The sequence below is a fragment of the Spirillospora sp. NPDC048824 genome (assembly GCF_043198455.1).
In the GTDB taxonomy this organism is placed as follows: Bacteria; Actinomycetota; Actinomycetes; order Streptosporangiales; family Streptosporangiaceae; genus Spirillospora.
The window spans coordinates 19,881-40,271 of the sequence record NZ_JBICUS010000027.1; the positions used below are offsets into that span (position 1 = coordinate 19,881).

General features: G+C 74.0%; 21 protein-coding genes. 15 read left to right on the top strand and 6 right to left on the bottom strand.

The annotated features are described in order from the left end of the window. Window positions 1-54 precede the first annotated feature (54 nt). Complete coding sequence (locus ACGFIS_RS34350) at window positions 55-924, bottom strand: aldo/keto reductase (protein ID WP_392904552.1); 870 nt, start codon at window positions 922-924, stop codon at window positions 55-57. A 190-nt stretch (window positions 925-1,114) separates the two neighbouring features. Here ACGFIS_RS34350 and ACGFIS_RS34355 point away from each other — a divergent pair, with 190 nt between their 5' ends. From ACGFIS_RS34355 to ACGFIS_RS34395, 9 genes are all read left to right on the top strand, one after another. Beyond that, entirely contained in the window at window positions 1,115-2,092 is a 978-nt protein-coding gene (locus ACGFIS_RS34355) for an ABC transporter ATP-binding protein (RefSeq protein ID WP_392904550.1), read from the top strand. Next, window positions 2,089-2,934, top strand: a complete 846-nt coding sequence (locus tag ACGFIS_RS34360) for an ABC transporter permease subunit (protein ID WP_392904547.1) — start codon at window positions 2,089-2,091, stop codon at window positions 2,932-2,934. Before ACGFIS_RS34355 ends, ACGFIS_RS34360 begins: the two co-directional genes overlap by 4 nt. A 164-nt stretch (window positions 2,935-3,098) precedes the next feature. Further along, on the top strand, window positions 3,099-3,758 hold the full coding sequence (locus ACGFIS_RS34365) for a TetR/AcrR family transcriptional regulator (protein WP_392904544.1): 660 nt from the start codon (window positions 3,099-3,101) through the stop codon (window positions 3,756-3,758). Next, window positions 3,745-4,509: an ABC transporter ATP-binding protein gene (locus ACGFIS_RS34370; RefSeq protein ID WP_392904542.1), complete on the top strand. Its 765-nt coding sequence runs from the start codon at window positions 3,745-3,747 to the stop codon at window positions 4,507-4,509. Before ACGFIS_RS34365 ends, ACGFIS_RS34370 begins: the two co-directional genes overlap by 14 nt. Before the next feature lie 13 nt (window positions 4,510-4,522). Beyond that, window positions 4,523-6,892 carry an FtsX-like permease family protein gene (locus ACGFIS_RS34375; RefSeq protein WP_392904539.1) on the top strand — a complete coding sequence of 790 codons (2,370 nt, stop codon included), beginning with the start codon at window positions 4,523-4,525 and terminating at the stop codon, window positions 6,890-6,892. Between the two features lie 47 nt (window positions 6,893-6,939). After that, complete coding sequence (locus ACGFIS_RS34380; protein ID WP_392904537.1) at window positions 6,940-7,227, top strand: hypothetical protein; 288 nt, start codon at window positions 6,940-6,942, stop codon at window positions 7,225-7,227. Beyond that, on the top strand, window positions 7,194-7,328 hold the full coding sequence (locus ACGFIS_RS34385) for a hypothetical protein (protein WP_392904534.1): 135 nt from the start codon (window positions 7,194-7,196) through the stop codon (window positions 7,326-7,328). The genes ACGFIS_RS34380 and ACGFIS_RS34385 overlap by 34 nt, the downstream gene beginning before the upstream one ends. Window positions 7,329-7,377: 49 nt before the next feature. Continuing rightward, complete coding sequence (locus tag ACGFIS_RS34390) at window positions 7,378-7,857, top strand: MarR family winged helix-turn-helix transcriptional regulator (protein ID WP_392904532.1); 480 nt, start codon at window positions 7,378-7,380, stop codon at window positions 7,855-7,857. A 108-nt stretch (window positions 7,858-7,965) separates the two neighbouring features. Beyond that, window positions 7,966-8,694 (top strand): DUF4142 domain-containing protein, encoded by a 729-nt coding sequence (locus tag ACGFIS_RS34395; RefSeq protein ID WP_392904529.1) that lies wholly within the window; start codon window positions 7,966-7,968, stop codon window positions 8,692-8,694. Between the two features lie 14 nt (window positions 8,695-8,708). Here ACGFIS_RS34395 and ACGFIS_RS34400 read toward each other — a convergent pair whose 3' ends face one another. Together ACGFIS_RS34400 and ACGFIS_RS34405 are read right to left on the bottom strand one after the other, a co-directional pair. Further along, window positions 8,709-9,521 (bottom strand): NAD-dependent protein deacetylase, encoded by an 813-nt coding sequence (locus ACGFIS_RS34400; protein ID WP_392973759.1) that lies wholly within the window; start codon window positions 9,519-9,521, stop codon window positions 8,709-8,711. Between the two features lie 217 nt (window positions 9,522-9,738). Continuing rightward, entirely contained in the window at window positions 9,739-10,710 is a 972-nt protein-coding gene (locus ACGFIS_RS34405; protein WP_392973746.1) for a DUF3068 domain-containing protein, read from the bottom strand. Window positions 10,711-10,930: 220 nt separating this feature from the next. Between ACGFIS_RS34405 and nirB the strand changes: the two genes are divergently transcribed. The 5 genes from nirB to ACGFIS_RS34430 all read left to right on the top strand — a co-directional run bounded on the left by nirB (window position 10,931) and on the right by ACGFIS_RS34430 (window position 16,559). Then, window positions 10,931-13,429, top strand: coding sequence for a nitrite reductase large subunit NirB (gene nirB / locus ACGFIS_RS34410; protein WP_392973747.1), 2,499 nt, complete (start codon window positions 10,931-10,933; stop codon window positions 13,427-13,429). Between the two features lie 56 nt (window positions 13,430-13,485). After that, a complete protein-coding gene (locus tag ACGFIS_RS34415; protein WP_392904523.1) occupies window positions 13,486-14,970 on the top strand; it encodes an FAD-dependent oxidoreductase in 1,485 nt (494 codons plus the stop codon). 95 nt (window positions 14,971-15,065) lie between these two features. Continuing rightward, window positions 15,066-15,368: a DUF2470 domain-containing protein gene (locus tag ACGFIS_RS34420; RefSeq protein WP_392973748.1), complete on the top strand. Its 303-nt coding sequence runs from the start codon at window positions 15,066-15,068 to the stop codon at window positions 15,366-15,368. Between the two features lie 128 nt (window positions 15,369-15,496). Next, on the top strand, window positions 15,497-16,249 hold the full coding sequence (locus tag ACGFIS_RS34425; protein WP_392973749.1) for a heme oxygenase (biliverdin-producing): 753 nt from the start codon (window positions 15,497-15,499) through the stop codon (window positions 16,247-16,249). A gap of 118 nt (window positions 16,250-16,367) precedes the next feature. Further along, entirely contained in the window at window positions 16,368-16,559 is a 192-nt protein-coding gene (locus ACGFIS_RS34430) for a hypothetical protein (RefSeq protein WP_392973750.1), read from the top strand. A 38-nt stretch (window positions 16,560-16,597) separates the two neighbouring features. Here ACGFIS_RS34430 and ACGFIS_RS34435 read toward each other — a convergent pair whose 3' ends face one another. The 3 genes from ACGFIS_RS34435 to ACGFIS_RS34445 all read right to left on the bottom strand — a co-directional run bounded on the left by ACGFIS_RS34435 (window position 16,598) and on the right by ACGFIS_RS34445 (window position 19,035). Further along, window positions 16,598-16,915, bottom strand: coding sequence for a hypothetical protein (locus ACGFIS_RS34435; protein ID WP_392973751.1), 318 nt, complete (start codon window positions 16,913-16,915; stop codon window positions 16,598-16,600). A gap of 257 nt (window positions 16,916-17,172) precedes the next feature. Next, the gene (locus ACGFIS_RS34440; protein WP_392904515.1) at window positions 17,173-17,898 is read right to left on the bottom strand and encodes a Crp/Fnr family transcriptional regulator; all 726 of its coding nucleotides are present in this window, start codon (window positions 17,896-17,898) and stop codon (window positions 17,173-17,175) included. A gap of 216 nt (window positions 17,899-18,114) precedes the next feature. Beyond that, entirely contained in the window at window positions 18,115-19,035 is a 921-nt protein-coding gene (locus ACGFIS_RS34445) for a 5'-3' exonuclease H3TH domain-containing protein (protein ID WP_392904512.1), read from the bottom strand. A 98-nt stretch (window positions 19,036-19,133) separates the two neighbouring features. On the opposite strand from ACGFIS_RS34445, the gene ACGFIS_RS34450 reads away from it, so the two are divergent. Continuing rightward, a complete protein-coding gene (locus ACGFIS_RS34450) occupies window positions 19,134-20,243 on the top strand; it encodes a M24 family metallopeptidase (RefSeq protein WP_392904510.1) in 1,110 nt (369 codons plus the stop codon). The last annotated feature ends 148 nt before the right edge of the window (window positions 20,244-20,391 follow it).

Here is a 20,391-nt window from a genome sequence, read left to right on the forward strand (position 1 = left end):
GGAGGGCGCCTGCGCGTCTCAGGAGGGTGCGGCGCCTCAGGGAGGTGCGGTGTGTCAGGACGTCCGGGCGTTCAGCGCGGCGACCTGCTCGGCGCCGAGGGCGACGCCCGCGGCGGCGACGTTCTCCTCCAGATGCGCCACGGTGGACGTCCCGGGGATCGGCAGCATCACCGGGGAGCGCGCCAGCAGCCACGCCAGGCTGACCTGCGCCGGGGTGGCGCCGGTGGCGCGGGCGATCTCGTCCACCGGCCCGCCCGGCTCGGCCAGCTTGCCCGCCGCGATCGGGAACCACGGGATGAACCCGATGCCCTGCGCCTCGCAGTGCTCCAGGACGTCCTCGGACCCGCGGTCGGTGAGGTTGTAGCGGTTCTGTACCGTGACGATCTCCGCCGTGCGGCGGGCGTCCTCGATCTCCCGCACGCTCACCTCCGACAGACCGATCGAGGCGATCTTGCCCTCATCGCGCAGCGCCGCCAGCTCGCCGACCTGGTCGGCGAGCGGCACCTCCGGGTCGATCCGGTGCAGCTGGAACAGCCCGATCCGCTCCACGCCCAGGCGCCGGAGGCTCATCTCCACCTGCTGGCGCAGGTAGGCGGGACGGCCCAGCGTGTGCCACCGGTTCGGACCCGTCCGCACGAAACCCGCCTTGGTCGCGACCAGCAGGCCGTCCGGGTAGGGGTGCAGCGCCTCCCGGATGATCTCCTCGCTGTGGAACGGGCCGTAGGAGTCGGCGGTGTCGATGAAGTCCACGCCCAGGTCGACGGCGCGGCGCAGCACCCGCACCGCCTCCGCGCGGTCGCGCGGCGGCCCCCACACCCCCGGGCCGGTCAGGCGCATCGCGCCGTACCCGAGGCGGTGGACGGACCGGCCTGCGACGGTGAACTCGCCGGACGCGTGCGCCGGTGCGGAAACGGGAAGCGACATGATCCCGACCCTACCGGGGTCCGCGGGCATGGTTCCCCCGTCCTGATGTGGGAACCCCTGTCCGCCGGGACCACTTCCCCCTGCGAAGGTCGGAGGCGGATCCACCCCAGGGATGAACCGCGCCCGGTGTCCGGGACGCTACCGTGATCCCGATCACGGTTTTCGTCAGTGAAACATCCAGGATGTGTGCATGATCGAGGCGGAGAACCTCACCAAACGCTATGGCGGCAAGGTCGCCGTGGACGATCTTTCCTTCACCGTCGCCCCCGGGCGGGTGACCGGCTTCCTCGGCCCGAACGGCGCCGGGAAGTCCACCACCATGCGGCTGCTGCTCGGCCTGGACCGGCCGGACCGCGGCGACGCCCGCATCCACGGCGTCCACTACCGCGACCTGCCCGCCCCGCTGCGCTCCGTCGGCGCGCTGCTGGAGGCCAAGGCCGTCCACACCGGCCGCAGCGCCCACAGCCACCTGCTGGCACTCGCCCAGACGCAGGGCATCGGCAAGAAGCGCGTCGACGAGGTCGTCGAACTCGTCGGCCTCACCGGCGTCGCCCGCAAGCGCGCCGGGGGCTTCTCCCTCGGCATGGGGCAGCGGCTCGGCATCGCCGCCGCGCTCCTCGGCGACCCGTCGGTGCTGATCCTGGACGAGCCCGTCAACGGCCTCGACCCGGAGGGCATCGTCTGGATCCGCACCCTGATGCAGCGGCTCGCGTCCGAGGGGCGGACCGTGTTCGTCTCCAGCCACCTCATGAACGAGATGGCCGTCACCGCCGAGCACCTCATCGTCATCGGGCGCGGCAGGCTCATCGCCGACTGCTCCACCGAGGACTTCGTCGAGCGCAGCACCGAGAAGATGGTGACCGTCCGCAGCCCCGACGCCGGCCGGCTCGCCGACGTCCTCACCGCCGAGGGCGCCAAGGTGCGGGCCGACGGCGACTCCCTGCTCACCGTCACACAGATGGAGGCGCCCCGCGTCGGGGAACTCGCCGCCGCCGAGGGAGCCGTCCTGCACGAGCTCACCCCGATGCGCGGCTCGCTGGAGGCCGCGTTCATGGAACTGACCCGCGAGAGCGTCGAGTACGGCGCGGCCGGTGGGCCCGCCCCCGGCGCGATCCCGCCCGGCACCGATCTCGATGCGGGTCCCGCCGAGAAGGGGGAGACCCGATGACCGCCGCCACCACCGAGCCCGCCGCGCAGCCCGCCGGCGACCCCGCCGCGCACCCGCGGCCCGGCTTCACACGGCTCCTGCTCGCCGAATGGACGAAGATCCGCACGGTCCGCTCCACCCTGTGGACGCTGATCCTGCTCGTCATCGTCAGCCTCGGGTTCACCACCCTGCTGGTGGGCCTGACCATGGCGCAGTGGGACGACATGACCGCCGCCGACCGGGCGTCGGTCTCCGCGGACCCGGTCAGCTTCATCCTCGGCAGCGGGTTCTTCCTCGGCCAGCTGACCGTCTGCGTGCTCGGCGTCCTGGTGATCGCCTCGGAGTACTCCACCGGCATGATCCGCGCCAGCCTGCTGGCGGTGCCGCGGCGGCTGCCGATGCTGTGGGCCAAGGCCCTGGTGTTCGCTCTGATCGTCCTCGCCGTCGGTCTCGCGGTGTCGTTCACGTCGTTCTTCATCGGCTCGGCGCTCATCGGCGACAAGATGCAGGTGTCGCTCGGGGACGAGGGCGTGCTGCGCGCCGTCGTCGGCGGCGGCCTCTACCTGGCGATGCTCGGGCTGTTCGCCCTGGCCATCGGCGCGATCGTGCGGCACACCGCCGGCGCCATCACCGGCGTGATCGGGTTCGTGCTCGTGCTGGCGCCCCTCGCCATGCTGCTGCCCGGCAAGATCGGCGACTACATCTACTCCTACCTGCCCTCGGAGGCGGGCTACCTGATCACCAAGGCGCAGCAGGGCGAGGACGACCTGCTGACGCCCTGGCAGGGGTACGGCGTGTTCGCGCTCTGGACGTTCGCGCTCCTCGCGCTGGCAGCGTTCCTCCTCAAACGCCGCGACGCGTAACCCGCACCACCCGGACGTCCCCGCGCCGCCGAACCGGCCAGGCGCGGGGACGTTCCGCATTCTCAGGGCCCGTCCCGCATCCGACCGTTGCATGGTGCAAGAGTCCGGCGTACGCTCCAATTAAGCAGTCGCTTAAAGCAAGCGACCAAGAGGTGGGGGAGAGCATGGCCGGCGACGAGGTTCCGACGCGGATCCGGCTGCTGGACGCGGCCGTCGCGGTGATGGCCGAGAGCGGCTGGTCCGGGGTGACCTCGCGTGGGGTGGCGGAGCGGGCGCGGGCCAACAACGCGCTCGTGCACTACTACTTCGGGTCGGTGGACGCGCTCCGGCGGGCCGCGGTGACGCACGCCGTGGAGCTGGAGCTGGCCGGCCCCGTCGAGGCGATCCTCCGGAACGAGGACGTGCTGGACGGCGTCGCCGACGCCGTCCGGGCCCTCATCGACCGCGGTCCCGGCTCCTCCGGGCAGCGCGTGCTCGTCGAGGCGCTGATGCACGGTCTCCGCGACGGCGAACTGCGCGAGGAGAGCGAGCGGCAGATCCGGATGTTCCGGGACCTGCTGTCGGCCCGGCTCGCCGAGAACCGGGCGGCGGGCCTGCTGCGCGCCGACGCCGATCCCGAAGGCCTCGCCGTGGTGCTCGCCGCGCTGATCGACGGGCTGCTGCTGCATGTGCTGATCGACGCCGGGACCGACGTCGGCGGCCCGATGGCCGGGCTGCTCGCCCTGCTGCGCCCGGCCGGCGCCCACGGCGACCACGGCGCCCACGGCGGCGAAGCAGACAAAGCAGGCGACGCAGGCGAAGGAGACGACCATGAGGCGTCGTGACCGCGGGCGGCCGGCGGTCCGGGAGGACGGCCCGGCCCCCGCCGGTGCCCCCGCCGTGCTGCTGCGCGGGGCCGGCAAGACCTACGGCGCCGGCCACGCCGAGGTGCGCGCGCTGCGCGAGGTGGACCTGGAGGTGCGGCGCGGCGAGTTCGTCGTCCTGCTCGGCCCGTCCGGGTCCGGCAAGACGACCCTGCTCAACCTCATCGGCGGGATCGAGCCCGCCACCGCCGGCGTCGTCGTCGCGGGCGGCCGCGACATCTCCGGCCTGGACGAGGACGCCCGCACCGCCTACCGCCGCGACACCGTCGGCTTCGTGTTCCAGTTCTTCAACCTCGTCCCGTCGCTGACCGCCCTGGAGAACGTCCGGCTCGTCGCCGAGCTCACCGGACGCGGCGGGCGGGAGCGCTCCGCCGCCGCGCTGGAGGCCGTCGGGCTCGCGGGCCGCGGCGGCCACTTCCCCGCTCGGCTGTCGGGCGGCGAGCAGCAGCGCGTCGCGATCGCCCGCGCGATCGCCAAGGACCCCGAACTGCTGCTGTGCGACGAGCCGACCGGCGCGCTGGACCTGGAGACCGGACGCGGCGTCCTGCACGTCCTGCAGGACCTCAACCGGCGGGGCCGCACGGTCCTGGTCGTCACCCACAACGCCGCGATCGCCGCCATCGCGCACCGTGTCGTGCGGATGCGCTCCGGCCGCGTCGCCGAGGTGACGACCACCGCGGAGCCCGCCACCGCCGACGAGGTGTCCTGGTGAGCGAGGTGTCCCGGTGAGCACGCTCAACGTCAAGCTGCGGCGCGACCTGCGCCGCCGCCCCGCCCAGCTGGTGTCGGTGGTCGTGCTGGTCATGCTCGGCGTCGCGCTGTTCGGCGCGTCCTACGACGCCTACAAGAACCTGGACTCCGGATACCAGGACCTTTTCGCCGAGTACCGGTTCGCGGACCTGACGCTGTCGGGCGGCGACACCGCCGCGATCGCGCGGGAGGCCCGGTCGCGGCCCGGCGTGCGGGCCGCCGTCGCCCGCACCGTCGCCGACGTGCCGATGCGGACACCGGACGGGAACACCTTCGTCGGCCGCGTCGCCGGGTTCCCCGCCGGATCGCAGCCGGACGTCAACCGGGTCAAGGTGCTCAAGGGCCGGTACCTGGACCCCGCCGCGCCGTCCGGCGTCCTCGCCGACAAGCACCTCGCCGAGGACGCCGGCCTGGAACCGGGCGCGAACGTGTCGGTGTGGGACGGGCGGGCGTGGCGGAGGCTCGGCGTGCGCGGAACCGCGTCCTCGCCCGAATACCTCTGGCCCGCACCCAGCCGGCAGGACATCCTGCCCGCGCCCGGATCGTTCGGCGTCCTGTACGTTCCCGAGCCGCTCGCCCGCCGGATCGCCGGCACGGACACGCCCAACGAGGTGGCCGTCCACTACACCGCCGCCGGACGCGACCACGCCGCGCGGCTCGGCGCCTCCCTCACCGCGGCCGCCCGGGAACACGGCGCGGTCGCCGCGGTCACCCGCGCCGAGCAACCCAGCAACGCGACCCTCGCGCAGGACATCAAGGGGTTCTCCCAGCTGGCCGTGATGTTCCCGCTGCTGTTCCTCGCCGCCGCCGGCGTCGCCGTCTACGTCGTGCTGACCCGCCGTGTGGCACGCGACCGCGTCATCATCGGGACGTTGCGCGCCGGCGGGTTCCGCCGCCGCACGGTCGTGGCGCACTACCTGGCCACCGGCGTCGCGGCCGGGCTCGCCGGGGCGCTTCCCGGCGTCGCCGCCGGGCTCGCGCTGGCCGGGTCGGTCACCCGCCTGTACGGCGACGCGATCGGCCTGCCCGAGACGACGGTGACCGTCCGCGCCACCACCATGCTGTCCGGGCTGGCGTTCGGGCTGGCCGCGGGCGGCCTCGCGGCGCTGGCGCCCGCGGTGTCGGCGGCCCGCGTCCCGCCCGCCGAGGCGATGCGCGGGACCGTCCCGTCCACCGGGGGAGCGGGCCTGATCGCCCGCCTGGAGCGGTCCGTGCCCGCCGCCGGGCGGCTGCCCGCCGGGGCGTGGCTGGTGCTGCGCGGCCCCACCCGCCAGTTCCGCCGCACCCTCTACACCATGACCGGCGTCGTCCTCGCGCTCGTGCTCATCCTCGTGTCGTGGGGGATGCTCGACTCGTCGCAGGCGACCGTGTCCCGGCAGTTCGACCAGGTCCAGCGGCAGGACGCCGAACTCACCCTCGGCCGTCCCCCCGACGCCGCCGCCCTGGCCGCGATCTCGGGGACCGAGGGTGTGCGGGCCGCCGAACCGTCCGCGCACCTGCCCGCCACGATCACCGCCGGCGACCGGGGCTACACCACCACCGTCGTCGGGCTGCCCGCCGCCACCCGGATGCACCGGTTCCTCACCCCCGGCGGCGGCGAGCGGTCCCTGCCCGCCGGCGGCGCGCTGCTCGGCGCGGCGCTGCGCGACGAGCTCGGCGTGAACGCCGGCGACCGCGTCGGGCTGCGCCTCGCCGGCGGCCGGACCGTCACCACGACCGTCGCCGGGTTCGTGGACGAGCCGCTCGGCACCTACGCCTACGCGACGCTGGACCAGGTCGCCGCCTGGGCGCCGTCCGCGCGGCCCACATCCGTGCTCGTCCGGTTCGGGCCGGACGCCGACCGCGCCGCGGCCGAGCGCGCCCTGTCGGCCCAGCCCGGCGTCGTCGCCTACACCGACTCCCAGGCCCTCAAGAAGACCATGGACGAGTACATGAACCTGTTCTACGTGTTCATCGCGGTCATGCTCGCGTTCGGCGGGCTGCTGGCCTTCACCGTCCTGTTCGCGACGCTGTCGGTGAACCTCTCCGAACGCGGCACCGAACTGGCCACACTGCGCGCCGCCGGTGTCGGCCGGCGGCGGCTGGCCCGCCTGGTCACCGCCGAGAACCTCCTCGTCGTGGCGGCGGGCGCCGTCCCCGGGCTGATCATCGGGAGGATCGCCACCGGCGCGTTCCTGGGCGCGTTCAACAGCGACCTGATGTCCCTGCACACCGAGATCCGGCCTGCCACGTTCGCCTGGTCGGCGCTCGCCGTGATCGTGGTCGCCCACCTGGCGCAGCGACCCGGCCTGCGGGGCCTGGCCCGCATGGACCTCGGCACGCTCGTCCGGGAAAGGGCCGGCTGACGCACGGCGGCGCGATTGAAGGGCCCGGCAGGGGTAAGCGTCCCGGCATGGCTGTTTCGGCGGAAGGCACCAGGCACGGCGAGCGGACGGAGGCGGGCGCCGCGGCCCGCGGCGGGGACGCGTTCCGGCGCGCCCTCGCCGGCCGCGTGGACGGCGAGATCCGGTTCGACCCCGGCACCCGCGCCGCCTACGCCCACGACGCGTCCGACTACCAGCAGCCGCCCATCGGGGTGGTGGTGCCGCGGACGGTCGGAGCACCGTGCCGCGCGCCCTGCCGTCGGAGCCGCCCGCCCTGGAGGGCATGGACGAAAGGCCGCCCGCCGCGCCCGAGCTGATGGAGGGCGACGACGTCGAGGACGACGTCAAGCGGCTCCGCGACCAGACCAGGACCCTCGCCGAACTCCTCGCCGGCCTGCTGCCCGGGGAGCGCCGGTGACCACCCGGGCACGTGGCGCGCCGCGTCCGCGGCACTGTAGAAAGTCGTCATGAGCGAACATGCCGGCGACGGCGCCGACGAGGTCACCTCGGCGGTGCTGACGGCGTCCCGGCTCCTGGTGGCGATCTCCGTGCGCTCCCTGGCCGCCGTCGAGGACACCGTGACGCTGCCGCAGTTCCGGCTGCTCGTCGTGCTGTCCTCGCAGGGCACGTCCAAGCTCGTCACGCTGGCCGGGCTGCTGGAGGTCAACCCCTCCACCGCGATGCGGATGGTGGACCGGCTGGCCGCGGCCGGCCTGGTGGACCGGCAGGCCAGCCCGCACAGCGGGCGCGAGGTCAGCATCCAGCTCACCGGCGCCGGCCGGGCCATCGTCGACGACGTCACCGCCCGCCGCCGCGCCGGCATCGCCGAGGTCGTCTCCCGCATGCCGCCCGGCCAGCGGCACGCCCTGGTGGACGCGCTGCGCGCCTTCACCGAGGCCGGCGGCGAACCCCCCGTCCCCACCCTGGTCCAGCTCGGCTGGACCTGACCCGCACCCCGCCGCCGGGATGAACCCCGCCGCCGCGGCGTGCGTACCGCCCGGGTGAGGTCTCCCTTCCCGACCGGGTTGCCCTCTCGACCGAAAGGACGGCGGCGCATGCGAGGACCCCGACCGGCCGCCGCCGCGGCGGCGTGCGGGCTGGCGGCGGTGCTGCTGGTGGGCGGCTGCACCCCGGTGGGCCGCCAGACGACCGACGGGGGCGTCCGCCCGGCCGGGCCCGCCGCGGCCGGCGGCGGTGAGGCGGGCGGTGCGGACCGGGGAGCCGCCGAGGCCGGCGGGGGGCTGCTCGCCGCCGCCGACCGCCTCCTCCTCGTCCAGCTCAGGCAGGCGGCGCTGTGGGAGATCCCGGTCGGCCGGGCCGCCGCGAAACGCGGATCCCAGGAGGCCACCCGCAAGAACCTCGGCCAGATCGCGACCCGGCACATCCGGTTCGACGAGGTCAACCGCCAGATGGCCGCCAAGCTGAACGTTCCGCTGCCCGACAGGCCGACCGCGGAGCAGACCAGCTGGATGTCGGAGATCACCGGGAAGTCCGGCACCGACTACGACAAGACCGCCGTGGCGCGGATGCGGACGGCGCAGGGCGAGCTGTACACGCGGGCCGCCGCGGTCCGCGCCAGCACCCGCAACACCGTGATGCGCACGTACGCCCAGCAGGTCCAGGCCTTCCTCAACGGGCAGCTGAAGCGGCTGGAGAACACCGGGTTCGTCACCGTCGACACCCTGCCCGAACCGCCCGTCGTCACCGGCGCGCCCGCGCCCGGCAGCCCGAACGGGCGGCGGTCTCCCGCGCCCGCCGCGACCTCCGTGCTCCGGGGCGGCTGACCGCGCCGCGGCCCCTACGGGCCGAGTTCGGCGAGCAGCGCCTCCAGCGTCGCGCCGAGGGGCGCGTCCATCGTGATCAGGGCGTGCTCGTCGCCCCTGGTCGTGCCCCGGTTGACGATCGCGACGGGAACGCCGTGCCGGGCCGCGTGCCGGACGAACCGGTACCCCGACAGCACCGTCAGCGACGACCCGAGCACCAGCAGCGCGCCCGCGCGCTCGGTCAGCGCATAGCAGTCCCGGACGCGGGCCGGCGGCACGTTCTCCCCGAAGAAGATCACATCGGGTTTGAGGGCGCCGCCGCACCGCTCGCAGTCCACCACCCGGAACGCCTCGACCGCCTCATCGCCGAGGGCGGCGTCGCCGTCGGGGTTGACCCGGGTGCCCGCCGCCCGCGCGTCCCAGCCCGGGTTCGCGGCCCGCAGCCGCGCGTCCAGCCGTCCGCGCGGCGTCCTCTGGCCGCACGACAGGCACAGCACCCGGTCCAGCGCGCCGTGCAGCTCGACGACGCCGTCCGCTCCGGCGGCCTGCTGCAGACCGTCGACGTTCTGGGTGATGATCCCCGCGACCAGCCCCCGCCCCTGCAGCTCCGCCACCGCGCGGTGCCCGGCGTTCGGACGGGCCGCGGCGATGTGCCGCCAGCCCAGATGGCTGCGCGCCCAGTACCGGCGGCGCGCCGCGGCCGACGCGGTGAACTCCTGGTAGGTCATCGGCTCGGCCCGCCGCAGGCGCCCCGTCTCACCCCGGTAGTCCGGGATGCCCGACTCGGTCGACAGGCCCGCGCCGCTCAGCACCACCACCTCGCCGTCCGAGACGAGATCGGCCAGCATCCGCAGCCGGGTCCCCTCGCCGCCCGCCGGGCGGCTCTCCGCAACGCTCGTCACCCCTCCATCGTGCACGACCGGGACGAGTGGCGGACGAAACAAAGGCGTGACCGGGCATGTCCCCACCCCGGCGTGAGCCGACGGGGTGCGTGACTCGCCCGTCACGCACCCCGCGGCCCCGATGGTCCGGGTTCCCGGGCCCTCCTACGCGCCCGTCCGGCCGCTAACGGCGCGCCGCCGGGGACTCGCCGCGGCGGGTCCCGCGCCGGCCGGGACCGCGTCCGCCGAAGACCAGGATCAGCCCGGCCACCATGATCGGCAGGCCCGCCCCGATGCCGGCCAGGGGGACGACGGTCTCCAGCAGCCGCATCTGCTCGGCGCCCTCATCGGACTTGGCGCTCAGGGCCTCGCGCGACTCCGGCGTCATCCGCAGGTTCAGGTCCGCCACCACGAGGCTGCCCGGCCCCTGCTTGGGCCGCAGCGTCGTCACCACGTGCCGCTGCTGGTCGATCGGGGCGCCGGTCCTCGGGTCGACCCAGTACGTGGCGTCCAGCTTGGTGTAGCGGTCCGTCTCGACGGCGGGATCGCCCTCGGGACGCCCGAACATCTCGGCGGGCAGGGCGGGCACCTTGCCGGTGACCTTGGTCTCCGGGACGTGCTGGACGAACCGGTAGGTGCGCTTGCCGTCGACGCGCTCCTCACCGTCGAAGGTGACCGGCCAGGCGCGGAGGGTGCCGGTGTCGAACACCTCCAGGCCCTTCTTGCGGACCTCCAGCGGCCAGAACAGCGCGACGCCGTCCATGCGGACGTTCGTGTCGCCCTGAATCGCCGCGCCGCAGCAGTCCTTCAGCTGCCCGGTCTTGCGGTCGAAGGCGTACCGCGCCTTCTGGATCTCGATCGTGTTGCCGCGCACCGTGTCCTGGATGATCGTGCCGCTGTCCCAGACGGCGACGTCGTCACCCGACGCCTTCACGTCGGCGCGGGTGGTGTTGGTCGCCACCACCGTGGCGCCGGTACGCAGCGTGACCGACGAGGCGTCGAGGTAGGTGGCGTTGTCGGCCTTCAGCCGCGTCACCTGGTAGACGTCGGTGGGCGCACCGATCAGCGTGGGACCGACGTAGAAGCGCACCAGCAGGCCGGTGGCCAGCAGGAACACGCCGAGCCCGGTGAGCACAACGCCGATGATCCTTCGCACTGCCGCCTCCGGATATGTCGTTCGTTCTATGATTTTGGATACTTTTTCACCTTCTGGATCCTCTCGTGTCACCTTCGAGAAAGGAACGGGTTACGGCCACGAACCGTGAAGTCTGTGCGGTCGCCCAGTCCCCGGCACGGAGACGGGCGTGAGGCGCAGTTAACGTGCGAGTGACGTCCGGGATCCCTACGGGAAATACGGGCCGCCGAGGATCGGGCCCATGGGAGCCGACAGCAAACCGGACAAGCGGCTGGTCGTGGCCGGCCACGGCCCGGCCTCGCACCGCCTGGTGGAGGCCCTGCGCGAACGCGACACGGCCGGAACGTGGACGATCACCGTCATCGGCGAGGAGACGCGCACGGCCTACGACCGCGTCGCGCTGACGACGCACCTGGAGGGCGCCGACCTCGCCTACCCCGCGCACGGCGGCGAGGTCACGGTCGTCACCGGGGAGCGGGTCACCGCGATCGACCGCGACGCCCGGACCGTCACCACGTCCGCGGGACGCGTCGCCGGCTACGACGCGCTGGTCCTGGCCACCGGGTCGGCGCCGTTCGTCCCGCCGGTCGAGGGCCGCGACCTGCCGGGCGTGTTCGTGTACCGCACCATCGACGACCTGGACGCCATCCGCGAGTACGCACGGGGGAGGACGACCGGCGCGGTCGTCGGCGGCGGACTGCTCGGCCTGGAGGCGGCCCGCGCGATCCAGGGCCTGGGGCTGCGCAGCGGCGTCGTGGAGGTGGCGCCGTGGCTGATGCCGCGCCAGCTCGACGAGGGCGGCGGCGCGATGCTGCGCCGCCACATCGAGGGACTCGGCATGGCCGTCCACGCGGGCGTCCCCATGCGCGCCCTGGAGGCGGGGGAGGACGGCGCGGTCCGCCGGGTCGTCCTCGCCGACGGCGCGGTCATCGACGCCGAGGTCGTCGTGTTCTCCGCCGGCATCCGGCCGCGCGACGAGCTGGCCCGCGGCTGCGGCCTGCCGGTGGGGGAGCGCGGCGGGATCGTCGTGGACGCCTCGTGCCGCACCGAGGACCCGGCCGTCTGGGCGATCGGCGAGTGCGCCCTCGTCGGCGGCGCCGTGTACGGGCTGGTCGGGCCGTGCTTCTCCATGGCCGAGGTCGTCGCCGACAGGCTGCTGTCCGACACCGGCACCGCCGTGTTCGAGGGCGCCGACATGTCGACGAAGCTGAAGCTGATGGGCGTGGACGTCGCCAGCTTCGGCGACCCGTTCGCCTGCCCCGGGGACGCGCTCGGCGTCACCTATACCGACCCCGTCGCCGGCGTCTACAAGAGACTCGTCTTCAGCGACGACGCGCAGACCCTCCTCGGCGGCGTCCTCGTCGGCGACGCCGAGTCGTACGGGACGCTGCGCGCCTACGTCGGCGGGACCCTGCCGGGCGCCCCCGAGCAGATGCTGTTCGGCGGAACGGAGACGGCGGGCGGCGACCTGCCGGGCGCGACCGTCATCTGCTCCTGCAACAACGTCACCGCCGAGGGCATCCGCTGTGCGATCTCCGAGCACTCCCTCACCGACGTGCCCGGCGTCAAGGACTGCACCAGGGCCGGAACGAGCTGCGGAAGCTGCGTCCCACTGGTCAAGCGGATCCTGGACGCCGAGTTGACCGCCGCCGGGATCGAGGTCAGCAAGGCCATCTGCGAGCACTTCGACTACAGCCGCGCCGAGCTGTTCGACATCGTCCGCGGCGGGCGGGTCACCAGCTTCACCCAGCTCGTCCAGGAGCACGGGACGGGCCGCGGCTGCGACATCTGCCGCCCCGCCGTCGCCTCCATCCTGGCCAGCCTCGGCAACGGCCACATCCTGGAGGGCGAGCAGGCGGCGCTGCAGGACACCAACGACCACTTCCTCGCCAACCTGCAGAAGAACGGCACGTACTCGGTGGTGCCGCGCGTCCCCGGCGGGGAGATCACCCCCGAGAAGCTCATCGTGATCGGCGAGGTCGCCCGCGACTTCGGCCTCTACACCAAGATCACCGGCGGGCAGCGGATCGACCTGTTCGGCGCCCGCGTCGAGCAGCTCCCCGAGATCTGGCGGCGGCTCGTCGACGCCGGGTTCGAGTCCGGGCACGCCTACGGCAAGGCGCTGCGGACGGTGAAGTCGTGCGTCGGGTCCACCTGGTGCCGCTACGGCGTGCAGGACTCCACCGCCATGGCGATCCGCCTCGAACTGCGCTACCGGGGGCTGCGCGCCCCGCACAAGCTGAAGTCGGCCGTGTCCGGGTGCGCCCGCGAATGCGCCGAGGCGCAGAGCAAGGACTTCGGCGTCATCGCCACCGAGAACGGCTGGAACCTCTACCTCGCCGGGAACGGCGGCATGCGCCCCCGGCACGCCGACCTGTTCGCCACCGACCTCACCGACAAGCAGCTCATCACCTACATCGACCGGTTCCTGATGTTCTACATCCGCACCGCCGACCGGCTGCAGCGCACCGCGACGTGGCTGGAGTCCCTCGACGGCGGCCTGGACTATCTCCGGGAGGTCATCGTGGACGACCGGCTCGGCATCTGCGCCGACCTCGACGCCGCCATGGAGCGGCACGTCGGCGGCTACTCCGACGAATGGCGCGACACCCTCGACGACCCCGGCCGGCTCCGCCGGTTCGTCTCGTTCGTCAACGCCCCGAAGACCCCCGACCCGAGCATCGAGTTCGAGGTCGAGCGCGACCAGATCAAGCCGATCCCGCTGGAGGTGAAGCGATGAGCGCCGCAGGAGGAACGGGCACGGGAGACGGGGCGGGTACGAGAGACGGGGCGGGCGTGGGAGATCGGGCGGGCACGGGAGATCGGGCGGGCATCGTCGTCGTCGGCAACGGCATGGCCGGGGCGCGGTTCGTGGGCGAGCTGCGCGCCCGCGACCGCCGCACGCCCGTGACGGTGTTCGGCGCGGAGCCCCAGCGCCCCTACAACCGGGTGCTGCTGTCGAACGTCCTCGCCGGGGTGACGCGGCCCGACCACATCAGCCTCGTGGACGCCGCCTGGTACGCCTCCCACGGCGTGGACGCCCGCCTCGGCGTCGAGGTCACCCGCGTCGACCGCGCGGCGAAGACCGTCCACGCCGCGGACGGGACCGTCACCCCGTACGAGACCCTCGTCCTGGCGACCGGCAGCACCGCGTTCATCCCGCCGATGCCCGGTCTGCGGGACGGGCTGCCCGAAGGCGCGCTGGTGTTCCGCACCCTGGACGACTGCCGCCGCATCTCCGAGCTGGCCGACGCGGCGCGCCGCGCGGTCGTCGTCGGCGGCGGGCTCCTCGGCATCGAGGCCGCCCGCGGGCTGATGGGCCGCGGCCTGGACGTGACCGTCCTGCACCTGGCCGGTCACCTCATGGAACGCCAGCTCGACCCCGCCGCCGGGAAGGTCCTGGCCCGGACGCTGGCGAGCCTCGGCATCGGCACCAGAATGCAGGCCGACGTCGCCGCGCTGCGCACCGCCGGCGGCGCGGTCACCGGCGTCGAGCTGGCCCTGCCCGGCGGCGGGACGGAGGTCATCGACACCGACCTGGTCATCCTGTCGTGCGGCGTCCGCCCCGAGGTGGCCCTCGCCCGCGACGCGGGCCTCGCGATCGGCCGCGCCGTGATCGTCGACGACGAGCTGCGCTCGGTCACCGACCCGTCCGTCCGCGCCATCGGCGAGTGCTCCGAGCACCGCGACGAGGTGTACGGCCTGGTCGCGCCCGCGTGGGAGCAGGCCGGCGTGCTCGCCGGGCTGCTCGCCGGCACCGATCCCGCGGCGCGGTTCACCGGCGCCCGGCAGATCACCCGGCTCAAGGCCGCCGGGATCGAGCTGGCCTCGATGGGCGAGACGCACTTCGGCGACGACGACGCGGGCGTCGAGGTCGTCCGGTTCACCGACGCGGCGCGCGGCACCTACAAGAAGGCGATCATCCGGGACGGCAGGCTGATCGGCGCGATCCTGCTCGGCGAGACGTCCGCGGCCGGAACGCTGACCCAGCTCTACGACCGCGCCTCGCCGCTGCCCGCCGAGCGGCTCGGCCTCCTGTTCCCCGGCTTCGGCGGCGCGGCCGAGGCCGGATCACCCGTCCGCATGCCCGACGCGGCGACGGTCTGCCACTGCAACAACGTCAGCAAGGGGGAGATCCGCGCGTGCTGGCAGGCCGGCGCCCGCACGGCCGGCGACGTCGCCCGCGAGACGAGGGCGGGCACCGGCTGCGGAGGCTGCCGCGGCGCGCTGGAGGGCATCGTGGCCTGGCTGGACGAGCAGGAGTCCGCGGACGTCGCCTGAACCGTTGCGGGTAGGCTCCGAGCCCGACCGCATCCGGCCCCGACACGGGAGGCGTTCATGTTCGGCGGACGTCCGCTGCAGGAAAGGACGATCCCATGACCGACGCGGGCCCCTTCACCGGCGACGTCGTGCGGCAGATCATGCGGCACATGAACGAGGACCACGCGGCCGACTGCCTGACGATCTGCCGGGCGCTGGCCGGCCGGCCCGGCGCGACCGCGGCCCGGATGACCGGGATGGACGCCGACGGCATCGACTTCGCCGTCGCCGACGGCGGCGCCGAGCATCCCGTCCGGATCCCGTTCAGCGAGCGCCTCACCGAACGCCCCCAGGTCCGCCGCGAGGTCGTCCGGATGACCGAGGAGGCCCGCGCGGCGGCACCCGGAGGGCCGCGCTGAGTACGTACTGGACGTTCCCGACGGCCCGTCGGTAAAGTAGCCGACGTCACGTCGGAAAACGTCACCGCAACACCTTCCCAGGTGATTTAGGTAAGGCTAGCCTAAATCTTGGATGAAGGAGGGGCCGGATGGACAGTGCTCGAAACGACGATGCCCGTGCCGACGGCGCCGCGAACGAGGGTGCCGGGAACCACAGTGCCGGGAACCACAGTGCCGGGAACGGGACCGCCGCGGCGGGCGAGCCGTTCTCGGCGCGGCTGAGGGCCGCCACATGGAGCGACCACGGCGACAACGAGACCTCGGCCTACATGAGCGCGCTCGTCGAGGGCCGCCTCACCCGCGACGAGTACGCGGTCCTGGTGGCGCAGCTGCACCCCGTGTACGAGCTGCTGGAGGCCGCCGCCGACCGGATGGCGCCCGACCCGGTCGCCGGCCGGTTCGACCTTCCCGGACTGCGCCGCCGCGATGCCCTGGAGGCGGACCTGGCCTTCTTCTACGGCCCCCGCTGGCGCGCCCGGATCGAGCCCAACGCGACCACGGGACGCTACTGCGACCGGCTCAGCGAGGTGTGCTTCGGCTGGCCGGGCGGCTTCGTCGCCCACCACTACACCCGCTACATGGGCGACCTGTCCGGCGGGCAGTACATCGGCGTCCAGGTCCGCAAGACCCTCGACCTGTCCGCCGGAGACGACGGCGTCCGCTTCTACCGCTTCCCCGGCAAGCCCAAGGCGTACAAGGACCGCTACCGCGGCCTCCTGGACGCCGCGCCCTGGGACGCCGCCGAGCAGGACCGCGTCATCGACGAGGTCAAGGCCGCCTACCGGCTCAACGCCGCCGTCACCGAGGAACTCGGCGAGAGCCTGAGCCCCTCCGCCGCCTGACGCGGGCGAACCACCGTCCACCGGGAATCGGTCCGACCGAAAAGGCTAACGCGGTTTGCGTGGCGGGCATGCGGACATCTGGTGGGAAAAGATGCCCCAACCCATTGGAAGGCCCCCCATGCTCGCGATCGCCGCCGCGGCCGTCTTCGCCCTCGCCCTGCTGTTCGACCTGGCCGACATCACCTCGGACGCCATCAACAACGGGACACTCACCCTGCTCGGCCTGCTGCTGATCGCGCTGCACTTCGCCGGTGTCGGGACGAACACCAACTGGCGCCCGCGCGGCGGCACCCGCACCCGCCGCCGCTGACCGGCCGCGCGCCTCCGACGAGCACGCGCCTTCGAGGATCACGCCACCCGGGAGAAACGGACGTGGCGGCGCGCCGGGTCCGCCTCCTCCAGCCGCACCCTGACCTGCTCGCCGAGCGGCAGCCCGTCCCCGTCGCAGCGGCCGAACACCGGCGGCGTCACCAGATGGACGCGCCCGCCGGAACGGTCGGCGCTCACGGTAACCACCACCGCGTCGAAGACCTCCCCGACCCGGTCGCGCAGCAGCAGCGCCTCGACGAGGTCGACGCAGGCGTGGTCGACGTCCGCGGCGTGCGCCGCCTGGCCGGGCGGTGCCCCGTCGAACGCGGTGTAGCCGGCGCCGCCGTCCAGCATCATCCGCGCGGCCGCCCGGCCGGTCAGCAGCGAGATCTGCGCGTTCCACGCCTCGGTCGCGAGGTCGCCGCGCAGCTTCAGCGCCCAGCCGCCGTTGGCGTGCGCGACCTCCTGCTCGGGCAGGGGGAGGCTGACGCCCGCCTCGCGGGCGATAGGGCGGTGAGCAGTCGCGGCGGTCGGCGCGGCACAGCATCGAGGGTACGGGACGGATCCCGCACCTCCGCTAAAAATCTACAATGTAAAGGCGCACGGCGGCACGGTCACCCGGGCCGCCGTGCGAACGCCCGCAGCCCCGGCGGATCCACCACGGTGATCCTCCGCCGGCCGGTGCGCACCAGCCCCTCGGCGCGCAGGGTGCCGAGCGCCCGCGCGACCGTCTCGCGCGAGGAGTCCATCCAGCTGCCGAGTTCCTCCTGGGACAGCGGCGGGCCGATCACGACGCCGCCGGAGACCTCCGGCGGGGCCTGGCTCGCCGACCGTTCCGCCAGGTCCGACAGCAGGATCGCCAGCCGCCGCGCGCCCTGCGCGGACACGTGCGCCTGCAGCCGGCGGTCGGCGTCGTCGAGCCGCCCCACGAACGTGCCGCTGACCAGCAGCCACACGCCGGGATGGGCGTCCAGGAAGCCGGTGAACCGGGAGGCGGGCACGACCAGCGCCCGCAGCGGGCCGAGCGCGGTCACGGTCGCCGACCGCTCCCGGCGGCCGAGCACCGCGCTCTCGCAGACCAGGTCGCCCGGCCCGCGGACGGCGAGCACCACCTCCCGGCCGTCCTCGCTGGAGGACGTCACCTTGGCCCAGCCCGACTCGATGACGATGAGGTGATCGGAATCGTCGCCCTGATAGCACAGCGGCATCTTCGGGTGGTACCGGCGCGGCCGCGAGACGCCGCGCAGCGCCGCGCGCTCCGCGTCGTCCAGCGTGTCCCAGAACGCGGCTGCGGGGCCGCCGTGCGGCGTGGTCCTCCGTGTCAGCAGGTGCTCGCTCACGGTCGTGCGTCTCCGGTTCCGGCGGGCGGGTGAACCGGTACCCACGGCAGTTGGGGGGAGTGGGGCGGTGAGGCCCAGTGCCGCGGGTACCGGTCGCTCATGTGCCCATGAGAACCCATCACCGTTGTGGATGCTGCACGCGCGAGAACGCGCTGTCTGCGTCATCTGACACTTTTGGCGAAATTTGCAGCGATGATCGGCGGCCCCGGGCCGGAGTCAGCGGGCGAGGGCGTTCAGCAGGCGGTTGACGGGGCTGCCGAGGTTCCAGCGGTCCGCCAGCGCGACGAGCGCCTCGGGGTCGCGCGCCCCGGCGGGGAGCCGGTCGTCCAGCGCCGCCAGCTCGGGCGCGTCGATGTCGGTGACGACCCGCACGACCGTCTCGGCGGCGGCCAGGTAGTCGCGCGCGGCCTCCATCCGGCGCCGCGCGCCCGCCGGGAACCCTTCGTCGCTGCCGGAGTCCAGCGCGGCGAGGATGCCCTCGACCGAGCCGAACCGGGTGACCAGCGCGGCGGCGGTCTTGTCGCCGACGCCCGGGACGCCGGGCAGGCCGTCGCTGGGGTCGCCGCGCAGCGTCGCGTAGTCGCCGTAGCCGCGGCCCGGGATGCCGTACTTGGCCGCGATCTCCTTCTCGCCCATCACCTGCAGGTTCCTGATGCCGCGCGCGGTGTACAGGACGGCGACGGGGGCGCGGTCGTCGACGAGCTGGAACAGGTCGCGGTCGCCGGTCACGATGTCGACGGGGCCGTCCGCCGCGCCCCGCACCGCCAGGGTCCCGATGACGTCGTCGGCCTCGTACCCGGGGACGCCGGCGCGCGCCAGCCCGAACGCGTCCAGCACGGCGTCGATGACGGGCAGCTGCGCCTCCAGCGCGCCGGGCGTCTGGTCGCCGCCGCCCTCGGCCACCCGGTGCGCCTTGTAGGACGGCAGCGCCTCGACCCGGAACGCGGGCCGCCAGTCGGCGTCCATGCAGCACACGAGACGGTCCGGGGAACGGTCCTGGACGAGCCGCGCGATCATGTCGATGAGCCCGCGCACGGCGTTCACCGGCGTGCCGTCGGGCGCGGTCACCGACTCGGGCACCCCGAAGAAGGCGCGGAAGTACAACGACGGCGTGTCCAGCAGCATCAGCCCGCTCATGCGCCACATGCTCCCATGCGACACGGACAGAGGCGCGGGGACGCGCCTCTGCGATCCTGGTACCGGCCATTGGACAGAACCACAGAACGGAGACGGGTGTGACAACGGAGTTGTATCCGCGTGAGCGGCTCGGCCTGGTGCGGGACGCGGCGGCCAAGGCGGGCCTCGGGGCGGTGCTGCTGACGCCCGGCCCGGACCTGCGCTACGTCACCGGGTACGACGCCAAGGAGCTGGAGCGGCTCACCTGCCTGGTGGTCCCGTCCGGAGGGGAGGCGTTCCTGGTCGTCCCGCGGCTGGAGCTGCCCGCCGCGCAGGAGTCGCCGGCCGGGGCGCTCGGCGTCGAGCTGGTGCCGTGGGACGAGACCGCCGACCCGTACGCGCTGGTCGCCGGGCGCCTGCCCCGGGACGTGCGCACGGTGGGCGTGGCCGACCGGATGTGGGCGGTGATGGCGCTGCGGTTCCGCGCCGCGATGCCGGACGCCGAGCAGGTCGCGGCCGGGGGAGTGCTGCGGGAGCTGCGGATGCGCAAGAGCGCCGCCGAGGTCGCGGCGCTGCGGGAGGCGGGTGCGGCGATCGACCGGGTGCACCGCCGCGTGCCCGGCCTCCTCAAGGCGGGCCGCACCGAACGCGAGGTCGCCCGCGACATCGCCGACGCGATCACCGCCGAGGGTCACGCGCGCGTCGACTTCGTCATCGTGGGGTCCGGCCCGAACGGCGCGAACCCGCACGCCGAGCCGTCGGACCGGGTCATCGGGCCCGGCGAGCCGGTCGTGGTCGACATCGGCGGGACGATGCCGAGCGGCTACTGCTCGGACTCGACCCGCAACTACTGCGTGGGGGAGCCTCCCGCCGAGTACCGGGAGTACTACGCGGTGCTGGAGGAGGCGCAGCGCGCGTCGTGCGAGGCCGTCCGTCCCGGGGCGACGCCCGAGGCGGTGGACGCCGCCGGGCGCGACGTCATCGCGGCGGCCGGGCACGGCGAGCACTTCTTCCACCGCACCGGGCACGGCATCGGGCTGGAGTCGCACGAGGACCCCTACATCGTCGCGGGCAACCTGGAGCCGCTGGAGCCGGGCATGGCGTTCTCGATCGAGCCGGGCATCTACCCCGGCCCGCACGGCGCCCGCATCGAGGACATCGTGGTGTGCACCGAGGACGGTTTCGAGTCGATGAACGTCACCGAGCGCGGCTTGGTGATCGTGGACTGACCGCCTGGCGCGGCGCCCGGGGCGGGGGGGGGGGGGGGGGGGGGGGGGGGCCCCCCCCCCCCCCGGGGGGGGGGGGGCGGGGGGGGGGGGGGGGGGGCGGGCGGCCCGCCCCCCCCCCCCCGCGCTGCGTAAACCCTGTTTTCCGAAC

What these genes read in the sequence shown, in the direction of transcription:
- ACGFIS_RS34350 (WP_392904552.1), bottom strand. Translation starts at nt 924, where the DNA reads ATGTCGCTTCCCGTTTCCGCACCGGCGCACGCGTCCGGCGAGTTCACC.
- ACGFIS_RS34355 (WP_392904550.1), top strand. Translation starts at nt 1,115, where the DNA reads ATGATCGAGGCGGAGAACCTCACCAAACGCTATGGCGGCAAGGTCGCC.
- ACGFIS_RS34360 (WP_392904547.1), top strand. Translation starts at nt 2,089, where the DNA reads ATGACCGCCGCCACCACCGAGCCCGCCGCGCAGCCCGCCGGCGACCCC.
- ACGFIS_RS34365 (WP_392904544.1), top strand. Translation starts at nt 3,099, where the DNA reads ATGGCCGGCGACGAGGTTCCGACGCGGATCCGGCTGCTGGACGCGGCC.
- ACGFIS_RS34370 (WP_392904542.1), top strand. Translation starts at nt 3,745, where the DNA reads ATGAGGCGTCGTGACCGCGGGCGGCCGGCGGTCCGGGAGGACGGCCCG.
- ACGFIS_RS34380 (WP_392904537.1), top strand. Translation starts at nt 6,940, where the DNA reads ATGGCTGTTTCGGCGGAAGGCACCAGGCACGGCGAGCGGACGGAGGCG.
- ACGFIS_RS34385 (WP_392904534.1), top strand. Translation starts at nt 7,194, where the DNA reads ATGGACGAAAGGCCGCCCGCCGCGCCCGAGCTGATGGAGGGCGACGAC.
- ACGFIS_RS34390 (WP_392904532.1), top strand. Translation starts at nt 7,378, where the DNA reads ATGAGCGAACATGCCGGCGACGGCGCCGACGAGGTCACCTCGGCGGTG.
- ACGFIS_RS34395 (WP_392904529.1), top strand. Translation starts at nt 7,966, where the DNA reads ATGCGAGGACCCCGACCGGCCGCCGCCGCGGCGGCGTGCGGGCTGGCG.
- ACGFIS_RS34400 (WP_392973759.1), bottom strand. Translation starts at nt 9,521, where the DNA reads ATGCTGGCCGATCTCGTCTCGGACGGCGAGGTGGTGGTGCTGAGCGGC.
- nirB (WP_392973747.1), top strand. Translation starts at nt 10,931, where the DNA reads ATGGGAGCCGACAGCAAACCGGACAAGCGGCTGGTCGTGGCCGGCCAC.
- ACGFIS_RS34420 (WP_392973748.1), top strand. Translation starts at nt 15,066, where the DNA reads ATGACCGACGCGGGCCCCTTCACCGGCGACGTCGTGCGGCAGATCATG.
- ACGFIS_RS34425 (WP_392973749.1), top strand. Translation starts at nt 15,497, where the DNA reads ATGGACAGTGCTCGAAACGACGATGCCCGTGCCGACGGCGCCGCGAAC.
- ACGFIS_RS34430 (WP_392973750.1), top strand. Translation starts at nt 16,368, where the DNA reads ATGCTCGCGATCGCCGCCGCGGCCGTCTTCGCCCTCGCCCTGCTGTTC.
- ACGFIS_RS34435 (WP_392973751.1), bottom strand. Translation starts at nt 16,915, where the DNA reads ATGATGCTGGACGGCGGCGCCGGCTACACCGCGTTCGACGGGGCACCG.
- ACGFIS_RS34445 (WP_392904512.1), bottom strand. Translation starts at nt 19,035, where the DNA reads ATGAGCGGGCTGATGCTGCTGGACACGCCGTCGTTGTACTTCCGCGCC.